Below are 24,583 nucleotides of genomic sequence, written 5' to 3' on the forward strand. Positions count from 1 at the left end.
CCTGCGAGGACGAGGTCGGGGTGACTGCGCTGCAACCTCTGTGCCTGCAGCACGCGCCTAATAGATGACGAGGTCGGGGTGACTGCGCTGCAACCTCTGTGCCTGCAGCACGCGCCTAATAGATAGCAGCTCCCGATCTTCGGACTACCATCGTGAGGCGGCTATGAACGTCGACCTCGTAGACAAGAGCGAGCCTCGCAGGCTGTCAGTAACGAGCTGAACCCTTGTGCCAGCAACCGCAATCAGACAAGGTTGCACATGCGCTTTGCGGACTAACACTTGTTGAAGTCCGTTAGCTTCCGCATGTAGTAGCCCTGCCTCTCAACGGCGAGCTTAATGTCCTCGCTGACGCTCGCCACTATTTTCTTTTTACGCCATCTGCCTGACGCGTCAGGAAGAGGAATTGGCAGACCATTGCGCACAACCAGCAGATCACGCTTGGTGTTCAGATACACATCGAACATTCTAAGGCCCCCCAGCCTATCGACAGAATATCGCGTGGAGCACAAAGGGCAAGCAGCTCCGCCCAGCCAAGACGGACAGGCAAGCCGCTACAGATTGCAGTGGATGGCGTGCCGCCTACCGGCTGTGGGCGATCAAGCGGCGGGGCAAGTGATGCCTTAAACGTCGAGGCGTGACTGCTCTTAGGGACAGCGTCTCCCGCTCTGTATCGCCTAGTTGCAGTTCCAATTTGATGTCCCGCTAAAGGCGGGCTTCGTGATCGCATTCGCTACGCGGACCTACGCCGACCACTTACTTAGCCAAATCAAGGACTGATTGCCACCATCGCCCGCTGGTCGCCGGTTGCGGCTGCGGCATCATCGGCAGCGGGCGCGCGCCCCGACGATGCTCGCAGCACGGCATAGGCCGGGCTCCTCACGCGATCCGCCATCATGGCCTTCTTCCGGGTGCTGAAGCCGCGAGTTCTGCCACCAGCGCCAGCGCAGTCAACGCGCATGCGGGATCGCGTTGCTGGCGCTCACATCACCGTTTTGAGCGCCAAGCTGGTCGAACGCTCACGCCGCAAGTAGCGCGACCGCGATGACGACCATCGCGATGTGCCTGAACAACGATACGTTCGGCGAGCGGCTTAGGCTGAATGTCGAAGAGAACTTCCATAATGCTTGAAGAAGTTATCAAGCTTCACTGGTTCGCCGGTATGTCGCCAGAACAGTTTTTTACCAAGGCTGGCCGCCACTGCGAGGCGGTGGTGGCCGCCGATTAGAGTATGGTCATCGGATGCTGTGGCGATGATCTCGCCGTCTTCGTCCACGATGATCATGTGCTGCCTCCAATCCAGCGCGCGGTCAGCGCCGCCGCGATGGTGTGCAATCCATCAACCTCGTGCCGGACCCGGCGTTCCAATCCATGAAGATCACGGCTTCCGTACTCATGCGCCAGATGGCGCACGGCCATTTGTGTACGATCCGTACAAATAAATTCGGGAATGCGCGATTGCAAATACGCTTGAACCGGGTGGCCGCGCGGTCCCGGCGCGTTGGGGCGCTCTCGGTAGTACCTTGGCGGCCGTTGCGGAGGGACGACCATCGTTCGACGGTCTCCGCGAGCCTACCGATCACATGGCATGGCAGCGACACGATGGCAGCCATCAGCGATGGGTGTTCGCTTCAGCGCAACTCCATGATGACTGGACCCCGCCCGTTGATGTGGATCAATGTTGGCGGTTTGCCAATACGCATTGTGAGAGAGCTCATCTCGTCAGTGGGACTGAGATAAGCCGTAATGCATCAATGCGGGCCAAGGGCTTTCCAAACGAAGAAAGCGAACCTGACTGGTTTGGTCACCACCGAATAGCGATGATCAGAAACGGACTATACGTTTATAGATCGAAAGCGCGGGACGGTGTCGATGGTGGCGCTGACGGCGTCATGATATTGCGCGATGGGGCGATGCTCGGTGGCACCGACTTCTTTTACTTTGTCGGCACCTACACCTGCTCCAACGGGAAATGGAAAGGTGAATTTACCAATGACGAACACACCCCAGCCCCGATAATGCGACCGATGGCGCGAAAGGGAACAGTTGGCATCGGATTTAACGGCACCTATTGCGACAATGCTGCCCAAATTGATCTCACGGCACTTGTTGGCAACCGAAGTCTCCAATACTCGGCGACTTTTGAGTTGCTCGTGGCGGTCTGATTGGGAACTACCAATTCAGGCGTTCAATCGCGCCCATAAAGTTCCGATGACATTGCTGGCACGAAGCGGACGGGCTGAAGCCACGCCCCGGTTGATTTAGATCAACAGCCAGTCCCTCGACGTTGAGGGACATGCTCACGAGGCAGCAAACAAACCGGGAGCTTGAAGATGAGTGAAAGTTCGGAGCCGAAACTGATCTGTCGTCGCAGCACGCTCGCTTTCCTTGGATACGCGGCTGTGTTTGCGCTAGTGGCCTCGCCCGCGATTTTGGCGGTGTCAGAGGCGGAAGCTCAGACCGCCGCCCCGGTCACGCCCGCGACGCCGCCCGCAGACGCGCCGATGTCTGGGACAGAGCGCCGTCAGGAGCGGCGAAGCGGGCGAACACAACGCCGCCAGGAACGCCGCACCGCTCGCACAGAGCGGCGTCAAGACCGGCGCACAGGACGCGACGAGCGACGGGACGCGCGCCACGGCACCCCGACCACCACAACCACCACCGAGCAAAAAAAGTAGTCGGTTCATTCGGGTCAACCACGGCAACCGGGCCGCCTCAGCGCGAGCCCGGGAAGGCCCCACAGCGCGCCGCCAGTGCCGGGCCACAGGACACCGGGCAAGCCACGCCAAGCGCACAGGCGGCCATCCGGCGCGTGTGCGGGGCTGCCTGACCGAAGAGCAGCGGACGCGCGATCCACCCCGAACCACCAACAATCGGTGGCCATCCTGCTTGACTTCGTGGACCCACAGCGGGCCGGACGGTGGCCGCTCCACCTTCGACGGCAGGCACGATTCGATGAAGCCAGGCGAGGCCATCGTGGTCATTCATTCTATATCGATCTCAAGGAAAGGATTTTGAGTTGCGCTTGCACCGCGCGATCCTCTTTGTCGGTCCCGCGCATGACGATCTTGTGGGCATCGTCTGGCAGCGGACTTTGAAGTGCCTTCGCTCGTCCCACGGTGCGCGCATCCACACGTCCCGCTCTTCGTCGGTGAGCAGGATCACGGGCATGGCCTTCGGATAAATCGGCCCGACCACCGCGTTCGGTGATGTTGTGAGAAAACCATAGACCTGATGCGGCCCCGGCACCGGCTTGGACTTCGTGCCGCGCTCACCGTCGACCGTCGTCCAGATACGACGATGACGCAAACGGCTAGCGCTTACGCCGGTAACTTTTCGTCGCCGCCGAGGACGGGAAGGCCGACCGCAAAAGTAAGGAAGCCCCTGAGCTGAAATCTAACCGCGGCCAGTTTTCCCGTCCGTGTTCTCGACCGGGCCAGTTCGGCCAGAGCCCAAATCGTCCCAGGGCGCGGCCCGTGGCATCGGCCCTTCGCGTGGCAGGAGCGCAACAGCCACCAGGAAAGATGAACTGCACCCGCGATCGCCACAATTGCGGCGGTTCAAGTCACGATTGTGATAGTTCTCGTTCGCAACTGCGCTGGCTGTGGGGCTGGAGGTTGATGTGCGGCGTGATCGACCGTGGTCCATCGGAGCCCGCCGCCGCGCGACTTCACCGGCACGCGCCAGCTGCAAGTTTGTCTCATCCATATTGCTGGCGGCAATCGCGCTTTTCACGGCATCTCCGGTGTCGACACACGCCCAGACCAACTGGACCGGGGCGTTCTCCAATGGCTGGTTTAACCCTCTAAATTGGAGCGCCGGTGTTCCGAACACGGCGACCAGCGCAAACATTGACACGGTGACCCCAAATTCGACGGAGGTCAGGGGCGCGGGAGCAACAGCACTAAATCTTGCCGTCGGGCAAAACGGGACAGGAATGCTCGTCATCCGAAACAGTGGAACGTTGGCCGACATAGGCGGCTTTATTGGYAATTTGCCGGGTTCACAGGGTACGGCGACCGTTTCCGACGTCGGCTCCACATGGACGAACATTGGTAATCTCGTGGTTGGCGGATTGGGCACGGGCACGCTGACTATCCAAAACGGCGGCACGGTGAACAGTGGTGGCGGCGTCTCCATCGGATTGGCTGCCGGCTCGACCGGGACGGTGACGGTAACAGGCGCTGGCTCCAGTTTGAACATCGGTCCCGGCGGCGGGTTCAATATCGGGAGTTTTGGCACGGGGACGCTCACGATCACAAACGGTGGAATGGTTGTCAACAACACCGCCTTCACCGCCAACATCGGCAATGGTGCAGGCTCGCTGGGTATGGTGAGGGTGGCCGGCGCGAGATCGGCCTGGACCAACAGTTCGGGGGTGAACATTGGCAATTTGGGCACCGGCACGCTCACGATCGCGGAGGGCGGCGTCGTTACCGCGCCTACTGTTGCGATCGCGGCGAACGCCGGTGCGACTGGAACGCTCAACATCGGCGCGGGCGCGAGCGCCCCAGCGGCTGCGCCCGGCACGCTCAACACCCCGAGCGTCGCATTTGGCACTGTCGCCGGCGCGATCAACTTCAATCACACGTCCGCCGACTACCTGTTTGCACCAGCAATCAGCGGCACCGGCACCGTGAATGTGTTCGCCGGCACCACCATGCTCATCGCCGCCAACAGCTATTTCGGCGCGACGAACGTCAACGCGGGCACGTTACGAGCAGGCGCGGCGAACACGTTCAGCCCAAATTCGGCAGTGGCGGTGGCGCCCGCCGGAACGCTCGATCTCGATGGCTTCAACCAAACCGTACTCAGCCTCGCCAACCGCGGTCTGGTGAACATGGGCACGGGCACTGCCCCGGGCACGATCTTGACGACGAACGGCTACATCGGGATTGGCGGAACGATCGCGATGAACACGTTTCTCGGCGCTGACGGTTCGCGGTCGGACAGGCTCGTCATCAATGGCGGCAGCGCGATCGGCAATTCCTTCTTGCGCATCACCAATGCCGGCGGCCCCGGCGCCGAGACGGTGGCGAATGGCATCCAGGTAGTACAGGCGATCAACGGCGGCACGACAGCACCCGGCGCCTTTACGCTCGCTGGCGGCGAGTTGCGCGCCGGCGCGTTCGACTATCGCCTCTTCCGTGGCGGTCTCAGTGGCAGCAATCCTGAGGACTGGTTCCTCCGCTCGAGCTTCATCGTCGGACCGATCGATCCGTCGATACCGCTCGTGCCGATCGGGCCGTCGCTGCCAACCGATCCGCCGCCGCAGCCGCTGCCGCCGGGCCTCTTCCCGATCATCGGGCCAGAGATCGCGACCTATGGCGTGGTCCACCCGATCGCCCGGCAATTGGGGATGACGACGCTCGGTACCTTGCACGAGCGCACCGGCGATACTTCGCTAAACGCAATTCCGGGGACGCCATGCGTAATCGACGGCGACAGGCGGGACGGGATCTGGCGCAAGGCGCCGGTGAAAGCGCCAACCGATTGCCTGAATACCGGCTGGGGGCCATCGATCTGGGGCCGGGTCCTCGGCCAACAGATCGACAACCATTACAGGGCGTTCGCCGATCCGCGCGCCTCCGGCCAGGTACTGGGCTTTCAGAGCGGTATCGATCTGTGGCGCGGCGAATGGATACCGGGCCATCGCGATGCAGTGGGCATTTATGTCGGATATGCCAATGCCAATGTCGACGTGAACGGTCTCGTCACCAACGAGGCGGCGACCAACTATGTGCTTCGCCACACCGGCGGCCTCAATCTCGATGCCTGGTCGGGCGCGGCCTATTGGACGCATTACGGCCCGGGCGACTGGTACGTCGACGCGGTAGCGCAGGCGACGCACTATGAGGGCTCCGCATCCACTCAGTTCGCCAGGCTTGGGACCACCGGCTTCGGCTTCCTCTCATCGCTGGAGACGGGCTATCCGATCCATCTGCCGGTGTTGGGACCGGGCTTCGTGCTGGAGCCGCAGGCGCAGGTCGTCTGGCAACATGTGTCGTTCGACGACGCCAATGACGGCCTGGGTGCGGTCGCGCTGGGCACGACGTCAGGCGCCAGCGGGCGAATTGGCCTACGCGGCAAATGGACCATCGTCAGCGACAGCGGGCAGGTGTGGCAGCCTTATGTGCGCGCCAATCTGTGGCGTGACTGGGGAGCGCGGGCGACGACGACTTTTTCCGGCGTCGATCTGGTGCCGCTGCTGGAACAGGCAACGCGCCTGCAACTGGGGGGGGGCCTGAGCGTGAACGTGAACACCAATGTCAGCGTCTATGCCAACGCCGACTACCAGTTCTCCGTCGGCGGTACCGACGGAGGCAGACGCGACGGCGTCCGAGGAGCCGCTGGTATGCGATATGCGTGGTGAAGGTTGTTGCGGCTGAACTCTCGCGCGACATCAGATGATGACCTGGCTCAAGTCGAAGAACCCGGCCAGCGCGGCGGTGCGCCGGGGAGCGTGAGGAGGAGTGGCGTTAAGCCTTCATCCTGTCGTCAAAAAGGAAAACAGGAGGTAGGCGAAGTAGGCGACTAGACCGAAACAAATGCCAGTCGCGATTGCTTCGATGATGGACGCCTGTCTCGGGTCAAGTGTCATGTGCCATCGTTGGCGGCAGTCGCGCGGCGGCGTTGATCTTGATCAAGCCGCCTTCTCGGTCGCTGGAGCGGTTCCCAGGTGCGGGAGCGGGAAGTGTGGATGCGCGCGCCGTGGGATGAGGTCAAGGCGTTGCAGCGGCCATTGCCGGGTGATGCGCTCAGGATCGTCGTGCGCGGGGTCGACAAAGAGGACCGCGCTGCGGCGTGATGCGCGCAACCAATTGCGGGCTCGGCTGTTCCACAGGCCCGGCGATCACGCCGCTCATTGTACCAGAGAACAATGCTCTCCACACACGCTTTAGTTTATAATATGACGCTTAACATTCGGAGAAACCAGCCAATTGAACTGATGATTGTCCAATACTTGCGTGCCGTCCAATACCGACGCCCGCCAAAAAAACGGAGGCGTACCGTGAGAGGTGACGACTTAAAATCGAGGTCCACAGATGAACTGTGGGAGATCCATGAAGAGGTGGCTTTTCAGCTCACACAAAAACTAGAGGCGGAGAAAGCCAGGCTCGAGCAACGGCTACGTCAGCTTCAAGGAGCCGACAACATATCGGACCTTGGTCGGTCGCGACGTCCTTACCCTCCCGTTCCGCCGAAGTATCGAAATCCGGAGAACCCAATGCAGATTTGGTCCGGCCGTGGCAAGCAACCCCGATGGCTGGGGCCGCAAATTCAAGCTGGCAGACAGCTGGATGATTTCTTGATCGATCGGACCCGACGTCACTGAGCCAGGAGCGGCCCTAGGCGGCGCGGTTCGTGCTAAAAGTGGCGCGGAGCAGCCACCGACTGTCCCCGCGCCGCGCATCCACACCCAAGCCGTTGGCACGAGCCGAGAGGAAGCACGCGCATCTCGTTTATCGCCCACCACCGATGAGGTTGTAGCCAGCCTGCGACGGCGACGATGGTCCGTTGGGCGCGCGAGGTACGGTGAAAAGTGAGGCCGTCTGAAATGCAGATGGTTCATTCGAGGAAATTCGAGTTCATCGATGTTGATACTCTGACCGAGTGCACTGGACGCGAGATATTATTTCGAACTGAAACCGAATTCGTTCTTTACGTCACCGACGGAGGTTCAATCAGGTCGGCGCAAGAGCGGGCCACATTTTTGGAAGCGCGCGAGGCACTCCTCTGGCTGAACGAGAAGGAGCCAAGCTGCGGTTGGCCGTGGAATAGCGGAGGTTAGAGGTGTCTCCCGAACGTGATCCCGTTGCGGTCTCCGACCATGCTGGCCTCACGGATGCGGATTGGCTGGAAGTCAACACACTTCGCGCCGCCTATATCGCTGGCGGAAATCCCTCGCTCAGCAAAGCACTTGAGGATTTCTGCAAACGGAACGCGATTGCCTACATGCGAGTGCTGAACGCTATCTTACCCACCAGATCGAGAGGTCATCGAGGAGGATAGCCTGCTGAGGCGCGCGAGCCGCCTCAATAGGCGCTTTGCCGGTTAAGCAATTGGTCATCGGTGGCTGCCACCATCTTACAAACAGGCCGCCATTTTGCGGTGCGGCATTCAGAAAACGGCTTGAAATACGCCCGGTTGGCGATCTCTTGCGGGAGAGGCCAAATGTTTAAGGGTTTCACGGTGGCAGTTGTGGCACTAATTGGTAGCGCAACTGGATCAATACCTAACCAACGGCCGGTACACCGACGGGGCCATCGCCATGCTGCGGCAAATMAGGCACGCGTTTAATTTTTAGATACCGGCCAGGAACAACTTTGAGGCGCGCAATGGAAGGCATTTCATGGGCTGATCTCGACGCGGATGAGCAACGCGCCATTGCGATATTGGGAGCCGGACTTTCTATTGAGCTGTGTGCCCCCGTTGCGCTCCTCACCTTAAGACGTCTCGGTCTCGTAGTAGGATCGCATCTGACAGGAGCAGGGCACAATCTGCGGAGAGGCGCTGTTTTGAACGCGCTCGGGGCACGTGATTGCGTGCTGTAACTGGATATCCCCGAAACTTGGCTTGGTTTAAGGCGAGTGGGGTAATCATTGCCGCTGGTGAGGGCTGACAATGGCAGGCGCAATTGAGCTGATTGTGGACGGTTACTTGCCATGATTGCGCCATGTCGGAAGTGCTCTTTCGTATCGCAGTCATTGTGGTCGGCATACTGCCGGTGCTGCTGGTTGCCGTCGCGCTTCAGAGGCATCCATGATTTCCCTTCAGCGCCGCCCGAACTGTTCACTTGACCAGTGGGCTTTCCCGCATTTCAATCAATGCGCATCAAGTGGCGAACAAAATAGATTGAAATAAACAGTCGCAATGACCGGTCGCCGCAATTCTAACGCCGAGTCCGCCATTCAGTATTTGGTCTGGGCACTCGAAGTGATCGAAAAGACCGGCAACAGTAGAGCTGCAAAGCACGCGCGCAATGCTTTGGAGGCGTTGCGCGAAGCGACATCTCGATCAGTCGATCAGAACGACGAGCGCGCAAACTAGTTGCGGTCGGCATGCTGCCGGTGGTGCGGCTCGCTTTCCTGCTTTTCAGAATGTGATCCGCGTTTCATTTCATTGATCTGGATCAACCGGCACCGCTGCGGTCGAGCGGCTTCCTCAATCGAGGGGAGAGCGTCATGACCCGCCGTCGGTTCTGGATTTACCAATCGCGGGTCTGGATTACAGCCGCGCTTGGCGTCGCGCTGGTCGCATCCATGATGTGGTGAACCCGAATTGTAACCTCCGGAATAAAGCGTAAGATTCAAGTGATTTGCGAAATCGTGGAGGCATCGTGGCAGCGCCAGACCTCGTTTTCGAAATCACCAAAATTGGGCTTAGCGGGAATCTGACCTTTTGCGCCTGCGCCGAGATCAAAGCCGGCTAGCCGGCACGACATTCGTTGCGATGTGCAAAAACGAAAGGCGGACAAGCCCGTGTCAGTCCTGCCTGCTGTCCCTCGAATTGCAGAGCACGCCGCAAATCACGTAACCCATAGCGCCGCCGGTCCATAGGCCGAGCAAGAAGCCAAGGGCGAAATTGCTCATTGGTGGCCTGCGTGAGGTCGGCTCCAGCGCCGGGGCGCTGGGGGCTGGAATGGCGCCGGAGCCGCCTCGCTCCCCGCCGACGAAGAGAGCCATTGGAGGTGGGACATCCGTCGGCAGCAAGAATATCAAAGCTGCGACGCTCCGCCGTCCGGCGGCAAGGGCAATTTATGCCATTGTGCGTGCCGAAAACGGAAAGCCTATTGCCGCCAGCGGAATCACCGAAAGTGGTGTTAATCGGCAAAAACTCAACCCTAGTGTGCGTGCGAATCAGCCCTCACGGAGGCGCTCATGCTGTTCGACCGTATCTTGTCCACGCTTGTCGTCGCGGCCGGCCTGTTCTCGGGTGTCATGATCGGGATTATGTTTATTGCGCTCTAACGGCCGCGCGATCCATCACGGCCGCGCCGCGCTCGCCGTCCTGCGCGAGGCGGGTCCGATGACCGCCGCTCAGCTCGCCGATGTGATGGCGACTCGAGGTAATCGTTTCGCCTTGGGCAGCAACCGCGCAAATCTCGTCGCGGACGGCCTGCGGCGGCTCAGGCGTCTCGGCGAAAGCGTGCAGCTCGGCGCCGGGGTGTGGCATTGTGTGGAGGCGGCCCGCGTCGGAAATTCTTTAGTGCGGGGCCAGCACATCCTGCTTGCCGTCGACAGACTCGACGCCGAGATCATCGCCACATCGCCAGACGACGCGGCAATGGATGCTCGTTTGAAAACCACTGAATGAAAGCGCAAGGTTGCTGGCGGGTGTAGGTAACCAGGCCGCGCGGAGGCCGGCGCCCCGGTCGTGGAGGTTCTTCACAATGCAAGGATGCGCGCCGGGAAGCCCCTTGACGCAGTGGAGTGCGAGCCGATCAATTTCGACTCGCTTGAGGGCTCACTGCGCGGCGCATTTGCAGCACGACGCTCGATCATTTCAAGACCTCCCGTCACTTCAACATAGGTTTGCACCGAACCAATGAGTGCTGCCCTAACGCAGTGCAAGCAAAATTGGTAAATTCAGGCCGGAAGTTGTTCGCGGTCCAAGCGCGGCACAAACTGCATTGCGGCGTCCGATGATGTATCCGGCGAAAGAATTTACCAAGGCACGTAGGCCGCAACAAACACCGCAAGTGCTGCCACTGCAATTGCCCACGTTAACAGCGTCGGCAGGGATAACCCGTTCATCCGAGTTCTCTTCTCATAACCCCGCTATCGATCGCTGCAGTCGTAGGCYTGCAGCACGCGACACGGCCCCGGCGTAAAAGAACCGTGCGCGCCGGGGCCGGCGCGCTCCCCGGCGCTGGATTGACAAGGCTTCGGCGAAGCGCCCGCACCTAGCAGAGCATAATCACAACGTATGAAAAGTGCAGTTTGTGCCAAAAGCAGGTTCAGACCGGCGCTGCGCACGAAAGCACGAATAGAGAATTTTCTACGAGGAAAGGCCGCCAGGAGGATGCGTTACCAAACCCGCTGACGGTCCTTGCTGGTCGCCGTGCGAGCACGGCTGGTACACTAGCGCATCATCGATTCAAACCGAGGCGCGAACATAGTCGCGTGGCGGCTTTTTCATGGTTGTCCACCACCTGCCGGACTGCCTCTGCCCATTACGCGCTGCTTGTGTGGTGCGACTCTAAGCAGCGCGTGCCAAGGGTTGCTGGCTTTGGGTTTTCGATGACCGCGCGGCGGGGATTCGGACGTGCGTCCCGGTCGAGCGAAAGCCCGGCGGTCTGCCGGGCTTTTTTCCTATTAATGAGGAAAGACCTTTCGCTTCGCCACGTCCGCGCGAATCGCTTCGGCACCCGTTGTGAATTTTGCGTCGGATGATCCTTGGCATCGGGTTTGCTTCTGCGGATTGCAGAGGAACAGCTTGATGCCCGAATATCGAATCTATCAATTAAACAAGGACCGGGGCGTCATGGCGCCGCCGAAGGTTCATCGCTGCAGCAAGGACGCCACCGCGCTCGCAATCGCGCGCGATCTAGTTGATGAATATGAGATGGAGGTGTGGGAAGGTGGCAGGCGGGTCGGGTCYGTCTTACCGGGGCCCTCGAGGCGGGGCTAGCTATGGAACTGACTCACGAACGTCAGCGCGGATTGGATGCGGGCCGCCGCTGGGCGCGCGTTGCATCGTCGTATGAACGCGCGACGGTGATGAGCGGTTCGTATTACGACCTTTGCCGCATCATGCCGCCGGACGTCTCGAACCATTTCATCGCGGGCTTTCGCGAGGGGAGCTCCGCGCCCGGGACGGAGCGTGAGGGGCTCTCGACGAAGCCCAACGGTTTCGTGCGGCTTGAGCACGACGGGCGAACAGTGCATCGTATATGTGAGTCACGAACTAAAGGGCGTTCGGGCCATTAGTTTCGACGCTCCTGGCTCGGGCGGGCGGGGATGACGGACTTGTTCTATTGTCCCCGCTTTCGCGCGTGCCGCTCTCATCGATATGTCGCCGTGATGCGTGCGCTCGGCAAGCGCGTGGTTGGCGACATCATCGAGATCGGGCGTGGTGCCTGACCGATGCGAAGCGGATCACCGGGCACGGCAAGTGGCTGCCGTGGATCGATCGCGAGTTTGGTGGCAAGAAAGCACTGCTCTTCGGTGCATGCGCGTTCATGAGCTTGCGGGTAAATCCGCCAACTTGACGGATTTGAATCTGCCGGTCTCCGGCCTTTAAGCGCTTGCCGCGCCATCCTCGTCCCTCTGGAAAAGACGACACTAATATCGTGCCGCCATCTCCACACGAGCYGACATTTTGCAACTGTAAGAAAGCCGTCGAAGGTAATGTAGAAGTTTATCGGAAGAAGACCGAGCCCATCCGCATGGACTTGAGCGTGTGTCCGGCTAACGCCATATGCGACAATACGCAATTCTCGGCCTTCAAAGAACAACAGGCCATCTGTGGAAGGCTTGATCATGCGCCAATCCTCTGTCCGTGGCCCGCGCTGGCTTTGGCACTTCAAGGAACAGCATGTTTAATCGGCGCTGAGGATACCGCTCTCTAAACGTCGCTAATATCGAAAATACAATTCACGGTTAAACGCGCATATTAATTTAAAACGACCATGCCGCCGCGTCGCGCAGCGCCATCTCGCAGTCGAGCAGCGTCGCGGTTTCGTTCTCGGACATCACCGCCGTGATCGCCGCAGCCATTTTCGCCACGTCATATTGGCGATCGACGAGCAGCAACTACTGCTTTTGTCGAGGTGTCAGCGGCATCGTTTCCTCCTTGCGATCGTGCCCGACCAGGCGATGGACTCTGTCCGCTCGCGAACAAGCGCGCATCGGGACGCCGGTGCTGACGCCACGGGCAACTGGCAGCAAGAATTTCCATCAACGGCCTCGCGCCGCACGAACTGGTGTTGCCATGAACGATCTTACCTACAGATGCGACCCGAACTGCGCGACGTGCGCAGTGTCGTGAACCGCGTCGACCACAAAACCGCACGGCTCGACGCCGTCAACAACACCGCGATCCGCGATGGCTCGCTGGTTGTTCGCACGGCCGCTTGCGCACTGATCAGCCGCGTTTCGAAACGGTCGGTTGCGGCGGTCGCCGCGCAAACGTGGCCGTATGACCTCGAACTCCAAAGCCACGGTCGCACCGGCTCGCACCGACAAGGCTTGCTGACGCCGGCTGCATCCGTGCCTGGCGCTGTGCACCGACAGCGTCGACCAAGGCGATTGCCTGGCTCAGAGGACACCGGCGAAGGCCTCGCGCAGCCGAGAAAAAAACCCCGGCCTTGGGGTTTGGGTCAGGCCGGGGCTTGGAGGTTGTTAAGGCCAGGCCTCGGGCTGAGGCTCGAACCCGCATCGATTATCGATGACCTTGCGGCGCCTTTCAATTGCCCTTGTGCGCAGGCTTTCCCGCGCCATGCAAATCGCGACCTGATCCTCAATGAGGCAGATGCTCGGCGCTATCGGCGTCTGCACCGCCTGAGTGTCCTACCGGCTTTTTCCTAAGCGGGACCGCCGCGTTGTCGAGAGATAAAGAAAAGCCCCGGACGACGCCGGGGCTTAGGTTCGCTGGAGGAAATCAGTAACGCGCTGCGATCGGGGCGCCATAACCGCCGAAGCGGTAGTTGAAGCGCAGCGTGACCATGTCCACGTCCTGCGTGATCCGGTCGTTCACAAAGGCGGCAAGTCGCGGATCAGCGACCGTGAACGAATTATTCCGGTGCCCCATGAACAAATGGTCGTATTCGACACCCACCGACCAATTCGGGGTGAAGCCATACTCGTATCCAACACCAATGACACCACCCCAGCGGGTAGCGCTTTGCGCGGCGAGCTCGGTGCCGAAGGCATTATCGATGACGCTTAAGCGGTTGTCTGTCACCGCCGCGCCGCCCTTCACGTAGAACAGTGACGCATTCCAGGCGTAGCCGATCTGGCCGGTGAAGAGGCCGATGGCACTCGTTTTGGTGCGAGTGGAGAGCGAAGCATCGATCAGGCTGACGCGCTGGTTGCTGAGATCCGCCCAATCGCCCTGGGCTTCCAGGCCAAACACCCACTGGCTGGCCTGCCAGCGATAACCGAGCTGGCCGCCGATGACGCCACCGGACCGATCGCGGCAGCCGGAAGCTACGGCTACGCCGGCCGCGTCAAGGAAATCCACGCAGTTGTGGTTCTGCGCCCAGCCACCATTGCCGCCGATGTAGAAGCCGGTCCAGTCGTAGATCGGTGCCACGATCGGAGGCGGTGCCTTGGTGTACGGACGCGCCGCCAAGTCAGCCGCCGACGCCGGAGCGGACAATCCAACGGCCATCATCCCGACCGCAGCAACCAGAAATTTTTTCATACAAGTAATCTCCTCAGAAAGCAGTTCGATAGGGCGATAAGCCCCGCCCGACGAATCAACAGTAGTTYGTTCGCCCCGTGGTTGCTGTAGCCGGGCTGCAACACTCGCTTCGGATCACATCTTCAAATTGTTTATGTCCCTTAAGGACTTAGCGGAACCAAAAGCCCTCTGGCGTGCATAACCCTGATTGCCCGAGACGCGCAAAATCACTCAGTGCACTGGTGGGAGACCGCCGCCAGCCTTCATCGCCATCCACAGGGGTTCATAGGCATTCATAAATATTTTCGCGGCCGAACCGTCACCGGATCGCGACACAAATGTAAACACAACAACCACATGGCATTGATTTAGCTACATTTTTTGCTCATGAATTCTTCCCTGCGCCCTCTTTCAATTGGGGGTGAGGCGACCAAGCAAAGCTCGGGCGAAACAAGCCGCGAGGATGCGAGGGTGTGTCCGCAATGAAGATGCGTATGATGAAGCGGCCGTGTCACCCCACACTCCGTCATTGCGAGGAGCTCTTGCGACGAAGCAATCCAGACTGCCTCCGCAGAGGGATTCTGGATTGCTTCGCTGCGCTCGCAATGACGATGTTGAGGCAGTTGCGCGCCAAAACACCGGTCTTGCATCCCGGACGCAGCGCGTCCGGGATGCGAGAGAGCGCGTGCTAAACCGGCTTGCCCGTATACGGCATCGACGCCGTCAAACCACCGTCAACCGGGAACGCCTGGCCGTTGACATACGATGCTTCGTCGCTGGCCAGGAACAGCCCCATCGCCGCGAGCTCGTGCGGCTGGCCGGGGCGCTTCAGCGGATTGAGTTGGCCGATCTTGTCTTGGGTGCCGCGCTCCTTGGCGCGGTCGAAGATCGGTTTGGTCATGCCGGTCTCGATCAGGCCCGGGCAGACCGCGTTGATGCGCACGCCGGTGCCGGTGAGCGAATACGCCGTGGTCTGCACCAGGCTGATCACGCCGGCCTTGCTCGCCGCATACGGGTGTCCGCTGGCGCCGGCCTTGAGGCCCGCGACGGACGCCGTGAGCACGATCGCGCCGGATTGCTGCTTCACCATGTGCGGCATCGCATGCTTCACCGCGAGGAACGGGCCGATCAGGTTGACGCGCAGCACCTCCTGCCACTGTTCCACGGTCTGCTCGCCGAGCGGCACGAGCCCGCCGGAGACGCCGGCATTGGCCCAGATCACGTCGAGCCGGCCGTGCGTCTTCACCGCCTTGTCGATGACGGCCATGACGTCCTTTTCGGAGCCCGCGTCCGCCACCATGGCTTCCGCGACACCGCCGGCCTTCTTCACCTCGTCGACGGTCTCCTTCACCGCCTCGGTGCGGTCGACCGCGATCAGCTTGGCGCCTTCCCTGGTGAAGAGGAGTGCGGCGGCGCGGCCGATGCCGCTGCCGGCGCCGGTGATGATGACGGATTTGCCTTGCAGACGGCCCATGCGTTTCTCCCTTTGGTATGCTGCGCGACGCTTGCCGCGCAACGGAATTTCAAACAAGATTTCAAACGGTAAAGTGTCTTGAGACACGTTCACACCTGACGTACAGCGACATCAAACGGGATGGAAGAGTTTCGATGACAGGCACAGACAAGCCCAAAGTGGTCACGACGCGGTGGTGGTGGGTCCGTCATGCGCCGGTGCGCAATGACGGCGGCAACATCTACGGCCAGAGCGATCTCGCCTGCGACACCAGCGATACCTACGTGTTCAACGCTGTTGCCAAGGTGCTGCCACGCAAGGCGGTTTGGTATTCGAGCAATCTGATGCGCACCCACCAGACCGCGGAAGCGATCTGGGCGGCCGGCTTCCCAAGGCCCGCATCGATGAAATGGGAAGCAGACCTGGCCGAACAGAATCTCGGCCGCTGGCAGGGCATGAATCGCGCCCAGTTCATCGCCAGCCGCCCCGTCGGCTCGAGCTGGTTCGCCGACATCAACGAGCCCGCGCCTGGCGGCGAAAGCTTCATGGATCTCTACAACCGCACACGCCGTACCGTCGAGCGGATCAACAACGAGGCGGCCGGGCAGGATGTGATTGCGGTTGCGCATGGCGGCACCATCAAGGCGGCGATCGGCCTCGCACTCGACGGCCAGGTAGAGCGGGCACTGTCGTTCGACATCGACAACTGCTCGATCACGCGGCTCGATTATTTCTCAAGCCCCGAACGCTCGGTCTGGCGACTGCCGATGGTCAACCAGCAGCCGTGGATCGCTGATGACGCGCACGCCGAGATGCATCAGCTGGCGGGGCCGGAAGTCAAGAAACTCGCCTGACGCCATTGTCCGCTCGTGCAGACGCGGCGTAAGCTTCAAGCCAAATCAAATCATAACTCTGGGAGAGAAGCATGACCTTGTTCGACATGAAGGGGAAAGTCGCCGTCATCACGGGATCGACGCGCGGCATCGGGCTTGCGATCGCCGAGCGCATGGCCGAGCACGGCGCCAAGGTGGTGATCTCCTCGCGCAAGGCCGACGTCTGCGATCAGGTGGCGAAGAGCATCAACGACAAGTTCGGCAACGGCACGGCGGTCGCGATCGCCGCCAACATCTCGTYGAAGGAAAATCTGCAAAACCTCATCGACGAGAGCAACCGCGCCTTCGGCAAGATCGACGTGCTGGTCTGCAACGCCGCGTCGAACCCGTATTACGGTCCGCTCGCCGGCATCTCCGACGATCAGTTCAGGAAGATTCTCGACAACAACATCGTCGCCAACAACTGGCTGATCTCGATGGTGGTGCCGCAGATGATCGAGCGCAAGGACGGCTCGGTCATCATCGTCTCCTCGATCGGCGGCCTGAAGGGCTCGACCATCCTCGGTGCCTACGCGATTTCCAAGGCCGCCGACATGCAGCTCGCGCGCAACCTCGCTTGCGAGTACGGCAAGCACAACATCCGCGTGAATTGCATTGCGCCCGGCCTGATCAAGACCGATTTTGCCAAGGCACTTTGGGACAATCCGGAGAATCTGAAGGCCTCGACCTCGCGCTCGCCGCTGCTGCGCATCGGCATCCCCGACGAGATCGCCGGCGCAGCTGTGTTCCTGGGTTCGAAGGCCGGCGACTTCATGACCGGCCAGACCATGGTGATCGACGGCGGCGCGACGATCAGCTGAGGCGCTCGCGCCGGTGCAGGGAAGGTGGTTGGGCGAGCCGATCGGGCGAGGAACCAACCACTTTCCGGCTCGTTAGCCCGCGTTCAACGTTGAACAGCACGGCAGACGAGGGCCAAAAGCGAGACAGATGATCCCCACGGTGATCAAGCCGCAATCTCCCGACGACGTCTCCGCAATGGTTGTCGCGGTGGGCGCGGCGATCCTGAGCATCACTATCATCGCGGCTCTCTATCTCGGGCGGGAAATCTTCGTTCCCGTCGCGCTCGCCATTCTGCTGAGCTTTGTCCTCGCCGCTCCCGTCAGGTTGATGCAGCGTCTTCACGCCCCGCGGGCGCTGGCCGTTGTCGGTGTCGTGCTTTTCGCCTTCGCCATCATTTTCGCCCTGGGAAGTGTGATCGCGACGCAGCTCAACGGCCTGGCCGGCGATCTGCCGAAGTACCAGGCTACGATTCTGTCCAAGATCCAGTCGGTGCGCGGCGTAGCAGGCGGCAGTTCCACGCTCGAGCGTGCCGCCGAGATGCTTCAGGATCTCGGCAAGGAACTGGACAAGCCCAAGTCGGTTGCGCCAGCCAATCCGCTGACTTCCGGCACCCCGGCCCACCCCGACGTCAAGCCGGTCCCGGTGAAGGTCTTGCAGCCTGATCCCGGTGCGCTGGAGAGCCTGCGCTCGCTGATCGCCCCCCTGGTGTCGCCGCTGGCAACGACAGGGATCATCGTCATTTTTGTGATCTTCATCCTGATTCAGCGCGAGGATCTTCGAAACCGTCTGATCAGGCTGGCGGGCTCCCACGATCTGCAACGCACGACTGCGGCACTCGACTACGCCGCGGCTCGCTTGAGCCGACTTTTCCTCAATCAGCTCATGCTCAACACGGCCTTCGGCGTGCTGATTGGCACCGGCCTGTGGCTGATCGGAATTCCCAGCGCGGCGCTGTGGGGCATTCTTGCTGCCGTGCTGCGCTTTGTGCCTTATATCGGCTCGATCATAGCTGCAGCGTTTCCGCTCGCGCTCGCCGTGGCGGTCGACCCGGGCTGGTGGATGCTGGCCTGGACCGCGGCACTTTTCTTCGTCATCGAACCGCTGGTCGGACAGGTGGTCGAACCCCTGTTGTATGGCCGCACCACGGGCCTTTCGCCCGTGGCTGTCGTCGTCTCCGCGACCTTCTGGACGGCGCTGTGGGGACCGATAGGGCTGATTCTCGCCACGCCTCTCACCGTATGTCTGGTCGTGCTGGGCCGCCACGTTGAAAGGCTGTCCTTTCTGGACGTCATGTTCGGCGATCGCCCGGCGCTTTCGCCTCCGGAGATTTTCTATCAGCGCATGTTGGCTGGCGATCCGACCGAGGCCGCCGAGAAGGCCGAAGAGTTTCTCAAGGAGAGGTCGCTCTCGGCCTATTACGATGAAGTCGCCCTCAAGGGCCTTCAACTGGCCCAGTCGGACCTTGATCGCGCTGCCCTCGACAATACGCGGCTTGTGCGCATCCGCGATACGGTGGTTGAGTTCGTGGACGATCTCTCAGACCAGGAGGATGGCCACCCTGTCGGAAACGAGCGGACCGCGGATGCCGAAGCGGCCGATGCCGTCGAAGCCGTCGCGCCAGCCAATGACCAGCCGGATATCGCCGTGCTTGATGAAGCGGCTCTTGCGGAACAATTTCGCGGCGAAAATGCCGTGCTCTGCATTGGAGGTCGAACCATGCTCGACGAGGCCGCTGCCATCATGCTCTCGCAACTGTGCCGCGCGCATGGCGTGGGCAGCCGTGTCGAAGGCCCGGAAGCGTTGTCGACCGCCAATATTTTTCGCCTCGATACGTCAGGCGTGGCGTTGGTCTGCCTGAGCTATATCGGCATCACAACCCCTGCGCATCTGCGCTATGCGGTGCGGCGGCTCCGCCGCAAGCTACCGGGAGCGTCCATCATGGTGGGGTGCTGGGCGGAAGGAGTCGCAAACATCGACGAGCTGCGTGAGACGGCGAAGGCCGATCTGTTTGCCACCTCGCTGCGAGAGGCGGCGCAAATCGTCGTCTCCATGGCGCAAAGCCAAGTCGGCGCCGCGCCGTCTCTCGAGAAGCCTGTCTTGATGGCGCGTGCCTGAAAAAGCTACTCCACCGCCGCGTAAACCAGATCCCGCACCAGCGTCCGCGTGTGGTCGCGCTGCCCCGGGCCCTGGCTCATGAACACCGTGAACAGATCCTCCTTCGGGTCGATCCAGAAGAACGTCCCCGCAATGCCGCTCCAGAAATACTGGCCGACGCTGCCGGGGAACGGCGCGATGCCGGCCGCGCGGCGCACGGCGAAGCCGAGGCCGAAGCCGTGGCCCGGCGACAGGAGTGTGCCGTTGGTTACGACGTGCGGTCCGAGGTGATCGGATGCCATCAGCTCCAGCGTCTTGCGGCCGATGATCCTGTTGCCGTCGAGCGTCCCGCCGTTGCGCAGCGTCAGCGCGAAGCGGGCATAGTCCATCGTGGTCGAGACCAGGCCGCCGCCGCCGGACTCCATCACCGGCTGCTCGAGCATGTTGAACAGCGCGACCTTGTCGCCGGTCCAGGGATCGGCTTCGAACGGCTGAGCGAGCCGGCCGGCATTGGCTTCGCTGGTGGAGAAGGCGGTTTCAGTCATCTGCAACGGCGCGAGGATGCGCTCGGTGAGGAACGCGCCGAGCGACTTGCCGCTGACGACCTCGATGATGCGGCCGAGGATGTCGGTGGAGCGGCTGTAGTTGAACTCGTCGCCGGGATGACAGACCAGCGGGAAGCTTGCCACCAGCGCGGCATGCTCGGCATTGGTGATCTTGCGGCTGCGGACGCGGGACTCCTGGTAGAGCTTGTGCACGGGGCCGTCGCCCTGGTGCTCATAAGTGAGACCAGAGGTGTGGCGGAGCAGGTCCTGCACCGTCATCGGCCGCCGGGGCGGAACCAGTTCCAGCTTGCCGCCGCTGACCACGCCGACCCTCTGGTCCGCGAACTCCGGAATGAACTTGGCGACGGGATCGGCGAGCAGGAGGTGGCCATCCTCGACCAGCGCCATGATGCCGACCGACACGATCGGCTTGGTCATCGAGAAGATCCGGAAGATCGAATCAAGCGCCATCGGCGCAGGTCCCGCCGGGCTCTGCTTGCCGAGCGCCTCGAACCAGCCGACCTGGCCGCGCCGGGCGACCAGCACGGTCACCCCGGGAATGGTTCCCTTGTCGATCTCGCGCTTGAAAGCGTCCGACATCGCCTGGAGACGAGGGCGCGACAGGCCCAGCGTTTCCGGCCTGGCCTCGGGCAAAGGCGGGGTTTTCGGCGCGGTGGCGGCTTGGGCGGCGGCTGTGGCAGTCATTTTCACTCCCGGGGGCACATTATTTCGGGAATGAACTGTGGCCCAGAAGGCGCGGCACAAACAAGCGAAGCCAGCGCGCTTCACCCTTGCAAACCAGCCGTCCCCTGTGCTTGAAAGCGCCCCTGATCCGCGTGGCGACGCGAGGGTCCGTAGGAGTGTAGCTCAATTGGTAGAGCACCGGTCTCCAAAACCGGGGGTCGCAGGTTCGAGCCCTGCCACTCCTGCCAGCTAATTCAATAACTTAGCTGCGTAGGCTTCCGAACAGACGTCGAACGAGGACCCATTCAGGACCCATTCGGCTTCAGGATCCAAAGATTCCCGCGGATAGGTCGTTGATGACCGTAGCGACGGATGTGTCGGCGGTCTGCTTCCGTTTGCGCTTCGCATAGTTCCGTAAAAGCACTGCGGGATCGTCTCCGATGCGCTCCGCCACCGTGTGCACGGGCACGCCCTTGTCCAGGAGTAGGGTGGCGTGGGTGCCCCGAAGGTGGTGAAACTCGAACCCAGCGAACCCAAGGGCGTCGGCGGCCCGGCGAAAGGCCTTCGAAAAGCCACTGGGATCCCTCGGCTTGGCAAAGTCAAAATCCTGGCCGGCACCCGGCCTCGCCGGGAAAATCAAGGCGTCGTCAGGAAGCTTAACCAGGGTCAGGTCGACCTCCGCGCCGTCAGGGATGCCCGCCATGATCCGCTGGTGTTTTTCCCGCTCGGCGACCAGCAGCGCCACGGTGCAGTCATCGAGGGCGATCGTACGCTTGCCCCGCCATGTTTTCGGCGGCTTGTACCGGAGCCCGAACTTCTTGGTGATCTCCAGAGCGCGCTCCACTTTGAGGGTCTTTGCCCCGTCACTGAAGTCGGCCCAGCGAAAGGCCAGAAGCTCGTTGCGGCGAACACCAGTCGAGGCATCGACCGCGACAGGCACATACATCGTGGCCGAGGGCTTTAAGCCGGTCACCAGTGATTTGAGGTCCGCCTCGTCCAAGGCTAAGCCGTGATCGCTTTCACCGGCCGACGGCAGCTGTTCAATCCGGGCCATCGGATTGCTCGCAATTATGCCTTTGCGCTCGGCGGTCGAGAGGGACGAATTGAAGCAGCGGTGGACGTGGTTGTCCTGAAGCGCGATGCGTTCGAGGTCCGCCTTTGAAATTAAAGCTTTTGCCACCTTCATCTCCTGAGTTGGCAAAGGGCCGCCGAACGGTACACCCTAACCAACCGACCCTGCGTGGCAAATCCTTTGGGGGCTGCAATGCTTCAGTCCTTAGGCCGCGTCGCACGACGGGCCTATTATTGACGATCGCCGATGTCGAACGCGCCAAGGCGGTAGTCTTCAGCGACCGATTGCTCAGTCGTCGGCTGCGCGGTCAAAGTGAACGTCGCATCGGGGTAGCGCGTCCATACCTGAATGTCCTCGGAAGTGACCGTCAGATATCCGAAAAAGCACTTGTATCGACCGGGCACGGTCGCTCGGCCGATTTTGTCCCAATTGATCTTGTTAACGCGCATCGCTAGCTCCACTCGTTCTCAGGCAGCGAACCGGGCGGGGGGTTAAGTTCTTCGAGGCCGGCTTCGATCAACGCCAATTCTTCTTGGATTGCTTTGGCCGCGTTTTCTGGGTTGATGCCCGACACGGATTGCAGCTGGGCGCGCACCTTGCGACGATGTGCCAGCAAGTCGGCCAGAGCGCGTCGGTCCTGTACTTTCACGTAGCCAGCGACAATTAGTTCCATGGCCTTTGACACGTTCGTCGTTTCCCACCCTTGGTTATCGGAGGCGGCTAAGTTCTTTCAGACCAGCTTCGGTCATAGGATATTCGACACCTTCGCGATGTCTTGACGTATCGTTTCAAGCGGGCGTTCGGTTTCCGTGGCCGCTTGTTGCCATCGCATCGTTTACGAGCAGTTACGGATCGGGAACGGCCGGCAATCTTTCCTAAATGGTTCATGGATATTGTTCTGCGGCATGGATCACGAGGACGCATCGGCGGCTTGGTTAGTTCCAGCTCTCAGGCGAAGCTACGCTCGTCTAGCAGCGTGGATGACGCGCGGTAATCGCGCGCCTGAGCCCAGCCGTTTGCCGGCGCCGCCGCGCTCAGAACGGCCGGCTCGCTTTCCCGACCCACCGCGGCGGCCAGCGCCGCCGCGCATTTAGCAGTTGTAGATCGCGAATGACGAACGATCGCACATCGACGCGTCCGTGGTCGGCTGACGAAGAGGCGGAATTGCTCTCGCTCTTTGCCGCTGGCGCCACTGCTGAGGAGGTCGGCGAGCGGCTACGCCGCACCCGGCAAGCGGTTTACGCTCGCTTGCAGCGCTTTCAGAAGCAGCGGGGGCGAGCTAGTAGGACGAGCGGGAAGTTATTTGCTCAGTTGCCACCCGCGCTGCAACCCTCAACCGGCACATCGAAGGTTCAATTGCATCCGCTCCAAAAGGCGCCAAGCTGAGGCGATCCATTGGGATCGACTGATGACCAGCCCGACTGATGACGAATTGCGCGCCGCCGTCACCGCCGCCATTGAGCAGTGGAAGACGGCCTTTTTGCTTCGCCGCGAGTATCCGAAGCTTACAAAATGAGGCGGGTACTTACGCAGCGACGTCGAACGATGCGATAAGGGCACGAAGGTCGTTGGCCAGCCCGCGATAGTGCTGGCCCGCGCGCAGATACAGCTCGCGGTTACTTCCATCCGATCGTCTGGCAATCAACTCGCATTCGGCTGCGAGGCTTTCAAAACGTTCCAGCTTGGCTTGGAAACCGGTCATTGGCGGGGCCCCGAACTCGTTACTACAAAGGGGCGAGGACCGTATTCGCTCGATTAAGTCAGAGCGAACATTGTTATGGAGCATAATATCTTTTGCCGAGGGGCGATTTCGGTTTTCGCATCGCAACCAAACCGATCTGTGGGCCAGGACATTGGCGATTTCACACACGCCCTCGGACAAGACGGCCATATCCAGATCGCGTCGATCTCGCGTGCGAGATTGACATAGAAGCCAAGGCGCGCACCGAACAACTGGTGGATGGCCACCCGATAGAGAGTTGCGGCAGCAAGCACCTCAGTTGGCGGCCTCCTTCACGGTTCTTGGCCGTAAGCCGACATGCATCCATGCCTGTCCTAACGTATCCTCCCGAGCGCAAAGCGGACTTCACGAAGGTAGGTCCTCGCTCGTCGGTAGTTCCTTGCCCAGCGTCAGCAGCGTCACGTACGTGCCGCTCTCGTGAAGGTCGAGCCAGCCCTTCTCGATCGCGTATCTGATGCCCGCGCCGAATTCGGGCCCGCTGCCGTTACAGCCGCCCTTCGACATGAAGGGAGAATTGATTTTCTCGATGTGAATGCGGCCGCTAATCGGCTCGATGCCCGCGGCAAGCTCGATGAGCTTGCGCGCAGCAGCTTCCGGATCGGCGTAGGGGCGTTCGTTGATCAATTTCGTTCGGTAGTCCGGCAAATTGTCAATTGCTTGCGTGTCGCGGTGTGGTCGACACGCTGCGGCTTGTGGGTGTGGACAATGGCCGGCGGGCATCACTGCCGCCGGCCATCGCTTGCGCTACCTGTGGCTGGGGGGCTGATCGGCAGCGCTGATCGCGAGCGTGCTGAACGACGATTAACAACCTGCTAACCAATTCTGGCAGGCTCTGGCTATTTCGCGAGCAACAACGCGGCGGAGTGTGCTGCCGCCTGCGTTGATCGTCGTCCGTGAAGAATGCGGATTGATCTGAGAAATAAGCAGAATTTGTCTTGATGTAGTATTCGATTTTGCAGGAAAGCGGGGTGTTGG

General features: G+C 61.0%; 20 protein-coding genes, 1 tRNA gene and 1 pseudogene. 9 read left to right on the top strand and 13 right to left on the bottom strand.

The window, feature by feature from the left end:
- Positions 1-766: 766 nt before the first annotated feature.
- Positions 767-895, bottom strand: a complete 129-nt coding sequence (locus tag AB4Z51_RS38875) for a hypothetical protein (protein WP_275552149.1) — start codon at positions 893-895, stop codon at positions 767-769.
- Between the two features lie 195 nt (positions 896-1,090).
- On the bottom strand, positions 1,091-1,282 hold the full coding sequence (locus tag AB4Z51_RS38880) for a hypothetical protein (protein ID WP_028153650.1): 192 nt from the start codon (positions 1,280-1,282) through the stop codon (positions 1,091-1,093).
- 469 nt (positions 1,283-1,751) lie between these two features.
- Here AB4Z51_RS38880 and AB4Z51_RS38885 point away from each other — a divergent pair, with 469 nt between their 5' ends.
- Positions 1,752-2,162: a hypothetical protein gene (locus AB4Z51_RS38885; RefSeq protein WP_441499239.1), complete on the top strand. Its 411-nt coding sequence runs from the start codon at positions 1,752-1,754 to the stop codon at positions 2,160-2,162.
- A gap of 824 nt (positions 2,163-2,986) precedes the next feature.
- Here AB4Z51_RS38885 and AB4Z51_RS38890 read toward each other — a convergent pair.
- Positions 2,987-3,291: pseudogene (locus AB4Z51_RS38890) on the bottom strand (SOS response-associated peptidase); the annotation flags it as partial.
- Between the two features lie 643 nt (positions 3,292-3,934).
- Here AB4Z51_RS38890 and AB4Z51_RS38895 point away from each other — a divergent pair.
- From AB4Z51_RS38895 to AB4Z51_RS38910, 4 genes are all read left to right on the top strand, one after another.
- Complete coding sequence (locus tag AB4Z51_RS38895) at positions 3,935-6,370, top strand: autotransporter family protein (RefSeq protein ID WP_441499240.1); 2,436 nt, start codon at positions 3,935-3,937, stop codon at positions 6,368-6,370.
- Positions 6,371-6,946: 576 nt separating this feature from the next.
- Positions 6,947-7,333, top strand: coding sequence for an H-NS histone family protein (locus AB4Z51_RS38900; protein ID WP_135217113.1), 387 nt, complete (start codon positions 6,947-6,949; stop codon positions 7,331-7,333).
- Between the two features lie 2,693 nt (positions 7,334-10,026).
- Positions 10,027-10,314 (top strand): hypothetical protein, encoded by a 288-nt coding sequence (locus tag AB4Z51_RS38905; protein ID WP_135217110.1) that lies wholly within the window; start codon positions 10,027-10,029, stop codon positions 10,312-10,314.
- 1,319 nt (positions 10,315-11,633) lie between these two features.
- Positions 11,634-11,930, top strand: coding sequence for a hypothetical protein (locus tag AB4Z51_RS38910; RefSeq protein WP_135217109.1), 297 nt, complete (start codon positions 11,634-11,636; stop codon positions 11,928-11,930).
- Between the two features lie 74 nt (positions 11,931-12,004).
- Here the strand turns inward: AB4Z51_RS38910 and AB4Z51_RS38915 are convergent, their stop codons facing one another.
- The 4 genes from AB4Z51_RS38915 to AB4Z51_RS38930 all read right to left on the bottom strand — a co-directional run bounded on the left by AB4Z51_RS38915 (position 12,005) and on the right by AB4Z51_RS38930 (position 15,820).
- Positions 12,005-12,484: a hypothetical protein gene (locus AB4Z51_RS38915; protein WP_441499241.1), complete on the bottom strand. Its 480-nt coding sequence runs from the start codon at positions 12,482-12,484 to the stop codon at positions 12,005-12,007.
- A 136-nt stretch (positions 12,485-12,620) separates the two neighbouring features.
- Positions 12,621-12,755, bottom strand: a complete 135-nt coding sequence (locus AB4Z51_RS38920; RefSeq protein WP_275552148.1) for a hypothetical protein — start codon at positions 12,753-12,755, stop codon at positions 12,621-12,623.
- An 847-nt stretch (positions 12,756-13,602) separates the two neighbouring features.
- The gene (locus AB4Z51_RS38925; RefSeq protein WP_441499242.1) at positions 13,603-14,367 is read right to left on the bottom strand and encodes an outer membrane protein; all 765 of its coding nucleotides are present in this window, start codon (positions 14,365-14,367) and stop codon (positions 13,603-13,605) included.
- A gap of 667 nt (positions 14,368-15,034) precedes the next feature.
- Positions 15,035-15,820, bottom strand: a complete 786-nt coding sequence (locus AB4Z51_RS38930) for an SDR family NAD(P)-dependent oxidoreductase (protein WP_028152877.1) — start codon at positions 15,818-15,820, stop codon at positions 15,035-15,037.
- Positions 15,821-15,954: 134 nt separating this feature from the next.
- On the opposite strand from AB4Z51_RS38930, the gene AB4Z51_RS38935 reads away from it, so the two are divergent.
- The 3 genes from AB4Z51_RS38935 to AB4Z51_RS38945 all read left to right on the top strand — a co-directional run bounded on the left by AB4Z51_RS38935 (position 15,955) and on the right by AB4Z51_RS38945 (position 19,587).
- The gene (locus AB4Z51_RS38935; RefSeq protein WP_166342291.1) at positions 15,955-16,653 is read left to right on the top strand and encodes a histidine phosphatase family protein; all 699 of its coding nucleotides are present in this window, start codon (positions 15,955-15,957) and stop codon (positions 16,651-16,653) included.
- Positions 16,654-16,724: 71 nt separating this feature from the next.
- Positions 16,725-17,492, top strand: a complete 768-nt coding sequence (locus tag AB4Z51_RS38940) for an SDR family NAD(P)-dependent oxidoreductase (protein ID WP_441499243.1) — start codon at positions 16,725-16,727, stop codon at positions 17,490-17,492.
- Between the two features lie 127 nt (positions 17,493-17,619).
- Positions 17,620-19,587: an AI-2E family transporter gene (locus tag AB4Z51_RS38945; RefSeq protein ID WP_441499244.1), complete on the top strand. Its 1,968-nt coding sequence runs from the start codon at positions 17,620-17,622 to the stop codon at positions 19,585-19,587.
- A gap of 5 nt (positions 19,588-19,592) precedes the next feature.
- On the opposite strand, the gene AB4Z51_RS38950 is transcribed toward AB4Z51_RS38945, so the two are convergent.
- The gene (locus AB4Z51_RS38950) at positions 19,593-20,816 is read right to left on the bottom strand and encodes a serine hydrolase domain-containing protein (RefSeq protein ID WP_167768336.1); all 1,224 of its coding nucleotides are present in this window, start codon (positions 20,814-20,816) and stop codon (positions 19,593-19,595) included.
- Between the two features lie 151 nt (positions 20,817-20,967).
- Between AB4Z51_RS38950 and AB4Z51_RS38955 the strand changes: the two genes are divergently transcribed.
- A tRNA-Trp gene (locus tag AB4Z51_RS38955) sits at positions 20,968-21,043 on the top strand.
- Between the two features lie 74 nt (positions 21,044-21,117).
- Here the strand turns inward: AB4Z51_RS38955 and AB4Z51_RS38960 are convergent.
- The 5 genes from AB4Z51_RS38960 to AB4Z51_RS38980 all read right to left on the bottom strand — a co-directional run bounded on the left by AB4Z51_RS38960 (position 21,118) and on the right by AB4Z51_RS38980 (position 24,328).
- Positions 21,118-21,975 (bottom strand): site-specific integrase, encoded by an 858-nt coding sequence (locus AB4Z51_RS38960; RefSeq protein WP_441499245.1) that lies wholly within the window; start codon positions 21,973-21,975, stop codon positions 21,118-21,120.
- A gap of 122 nt (positions 21,976-22,097) precedes the next feature.
- Positions 22,098-22,316: a hypothetical protein gene (locus AB4Z51_RS38965; RefSeq protein WP_135217141.1), complete on the bottom strand. Its 219-nt coding sequence runs from the start codon at positions 22,314-22,316 to the stop codon at positions 22,098-22,100.
- Between the two features lie 2 nt (positions 22,317-22,318).
- Entirely contained in the window at positions 22,319-22,552 is a 234-nt protein-coding gene (locus AB4Z51_RS38970; protein ID WP_244623504.1) for a hypothetical protein, read from the bottom strand.
- A gap of 840 nt (positions 22,553-23,392) precedes the next feature.
- Complete coding sequence (locus tag AB4Z51_RS38975) at positions 23,393-23,569, bottom strand: hypothetical protein (RefSeq protein ID WP_167768334.1); 177 nt, start codon at positions 23,567-23,569, stop codon at positions 23,393-23,395.
- A 384-nt stretch (positions 23,570-23,953) separates the two neighbouring features.
- Positions 23,954-24,328 (bottom strand): hypothetical protein, encoded by a 375-nt coding sequence (locus AB4Z51_RS38980; RefSeq protein ID WP_343287586.1) that lies wholly within the window; start codon positions 24,326-24,328, stop codon positions 23,954-23,956.
- Positions 24,329-24,583 lie beyond the last annotated feature (255 nt).

Source organism: Bradyrhizobium sp. 2TAF36 (genome assembly GCF_052114925.1).
Taxonomy (GTDB): Bacteria; Pseudomonadota; Alphaproteobacteria; order Rhizobiales; family Xanthobacteraceae; genus Bradyrhizobium; species Bradyrhizobium barranii.

What these genes read in the sequence shown, in the direction of transcription:
- AB4Z51_RS38875 (WP_275552149.1), bottom strand. Translation starts at nt 895, where the DNA reads ATGATGGCGGATCGCGTGAGGAGCCCGGCCTATGCCGTGCTGCGAGCA.
- AB4Z51_RS38880 (WP_028153650.1), bottom strand. Translation starts at nt 1,282, where the DNA reads ATGATCATCGTGGACGAAGACGGCGAGATCATCGCCACAGCATCCGAT.
- AB4Z51_RS38885 (WP_441499239.1), top strand. Translation starts at nt 1,752, where the DNA reads ATGCGGGCCAAGGGCTTTCCAAACGAAGAAAGCGAACCTGACTGGTTT.
- AB4Z51_RS38900 (WP_135217113.1), top strand. Translation starts at nt 6,947, where the DNA reads ATGATTGTCCAATACTTGCGTGCCGTCCAATACCGACGCCCGCCAAAA.
- AB4Z51_RS38905 (WP_135217110.1), top strand. Translation starts at nt 10,027, where the DNA reads ATGACCGCCGCTCAGCTCGCCGATGTGATGGCGACTCGAGGTAATCGT.
- AB4Z51_RS38910 (WP_135217109.1), top strand. Translation starts at nt 11,634, where the DNA reads ATGGAACTGACTCACGAACGTCAGCGCGGATTGGATGCGGGCCGCCGC.
- AB4Z51_RS38925 (WP_441499242.1), bottom strand. Translation starts at nt 14,367, where the DNA reads ATGAAAAAATTTCTGGTTGCTGCGGTCGGGATGATGGCCGTTGGATTG.
- AB4Z51_RS38930 (WP_028152877.1), bottom strand. Translation starts at nt 15,820, where the DNA reads ATGGGCCGTCTGCAAGGCAAATCCGTCATCATCACCGGCGCCGGCAGC.
- AB4Z51_RS38935 (WP_166342291.1), top strand. Translation starts at nt 15,955, where the DNA reads ATGACAGGCACAGACAAGCCCAAAGTGGTCACGACGCGGTGGTGGTGG.
- AB4Z51_RS38945 (WP_441499244.1), top strand. Translation starts at nt 17,620, where the DNA reads ATGATCCCCACGGTGATCAAGCCGCAATCTCCCGACGACGTCTCCGCA.
- AB4Z51_RS38950 (WP_167768336.1), bottom strand. Translation starts at nt 20,816, where the DNA reads ATGACTGCCACAGCCGCCGCCCAAGCCGCCACCGCGCCGAAAACCCCG.
- AB4Z51_RS38965 (WP_135217141.1), bottom strand. Translation starts at nt 22,316, where the DNA reads ATGCGCGTTAACAAGATCAATTGGGACAAAATCGGCCGAGCGACCGTG.
- AB4Z51_RS38975 (WP_167768334.1), bottom strand. Translation starts at nt 23,569, where the DNA reads ATGACCGGTTTCCAAGCCAAGCTGGAACGTTTTGAAAGCCTCGCAGCC.
- AB4Z51_RS38980 (WP_343287586.1), bottom strand. Translation starts at nt 24,328, where the DNA reads ATGCCCGCCGGCCATTGTCCACACCCACAAGCCGCAGCGTGTCGACCA.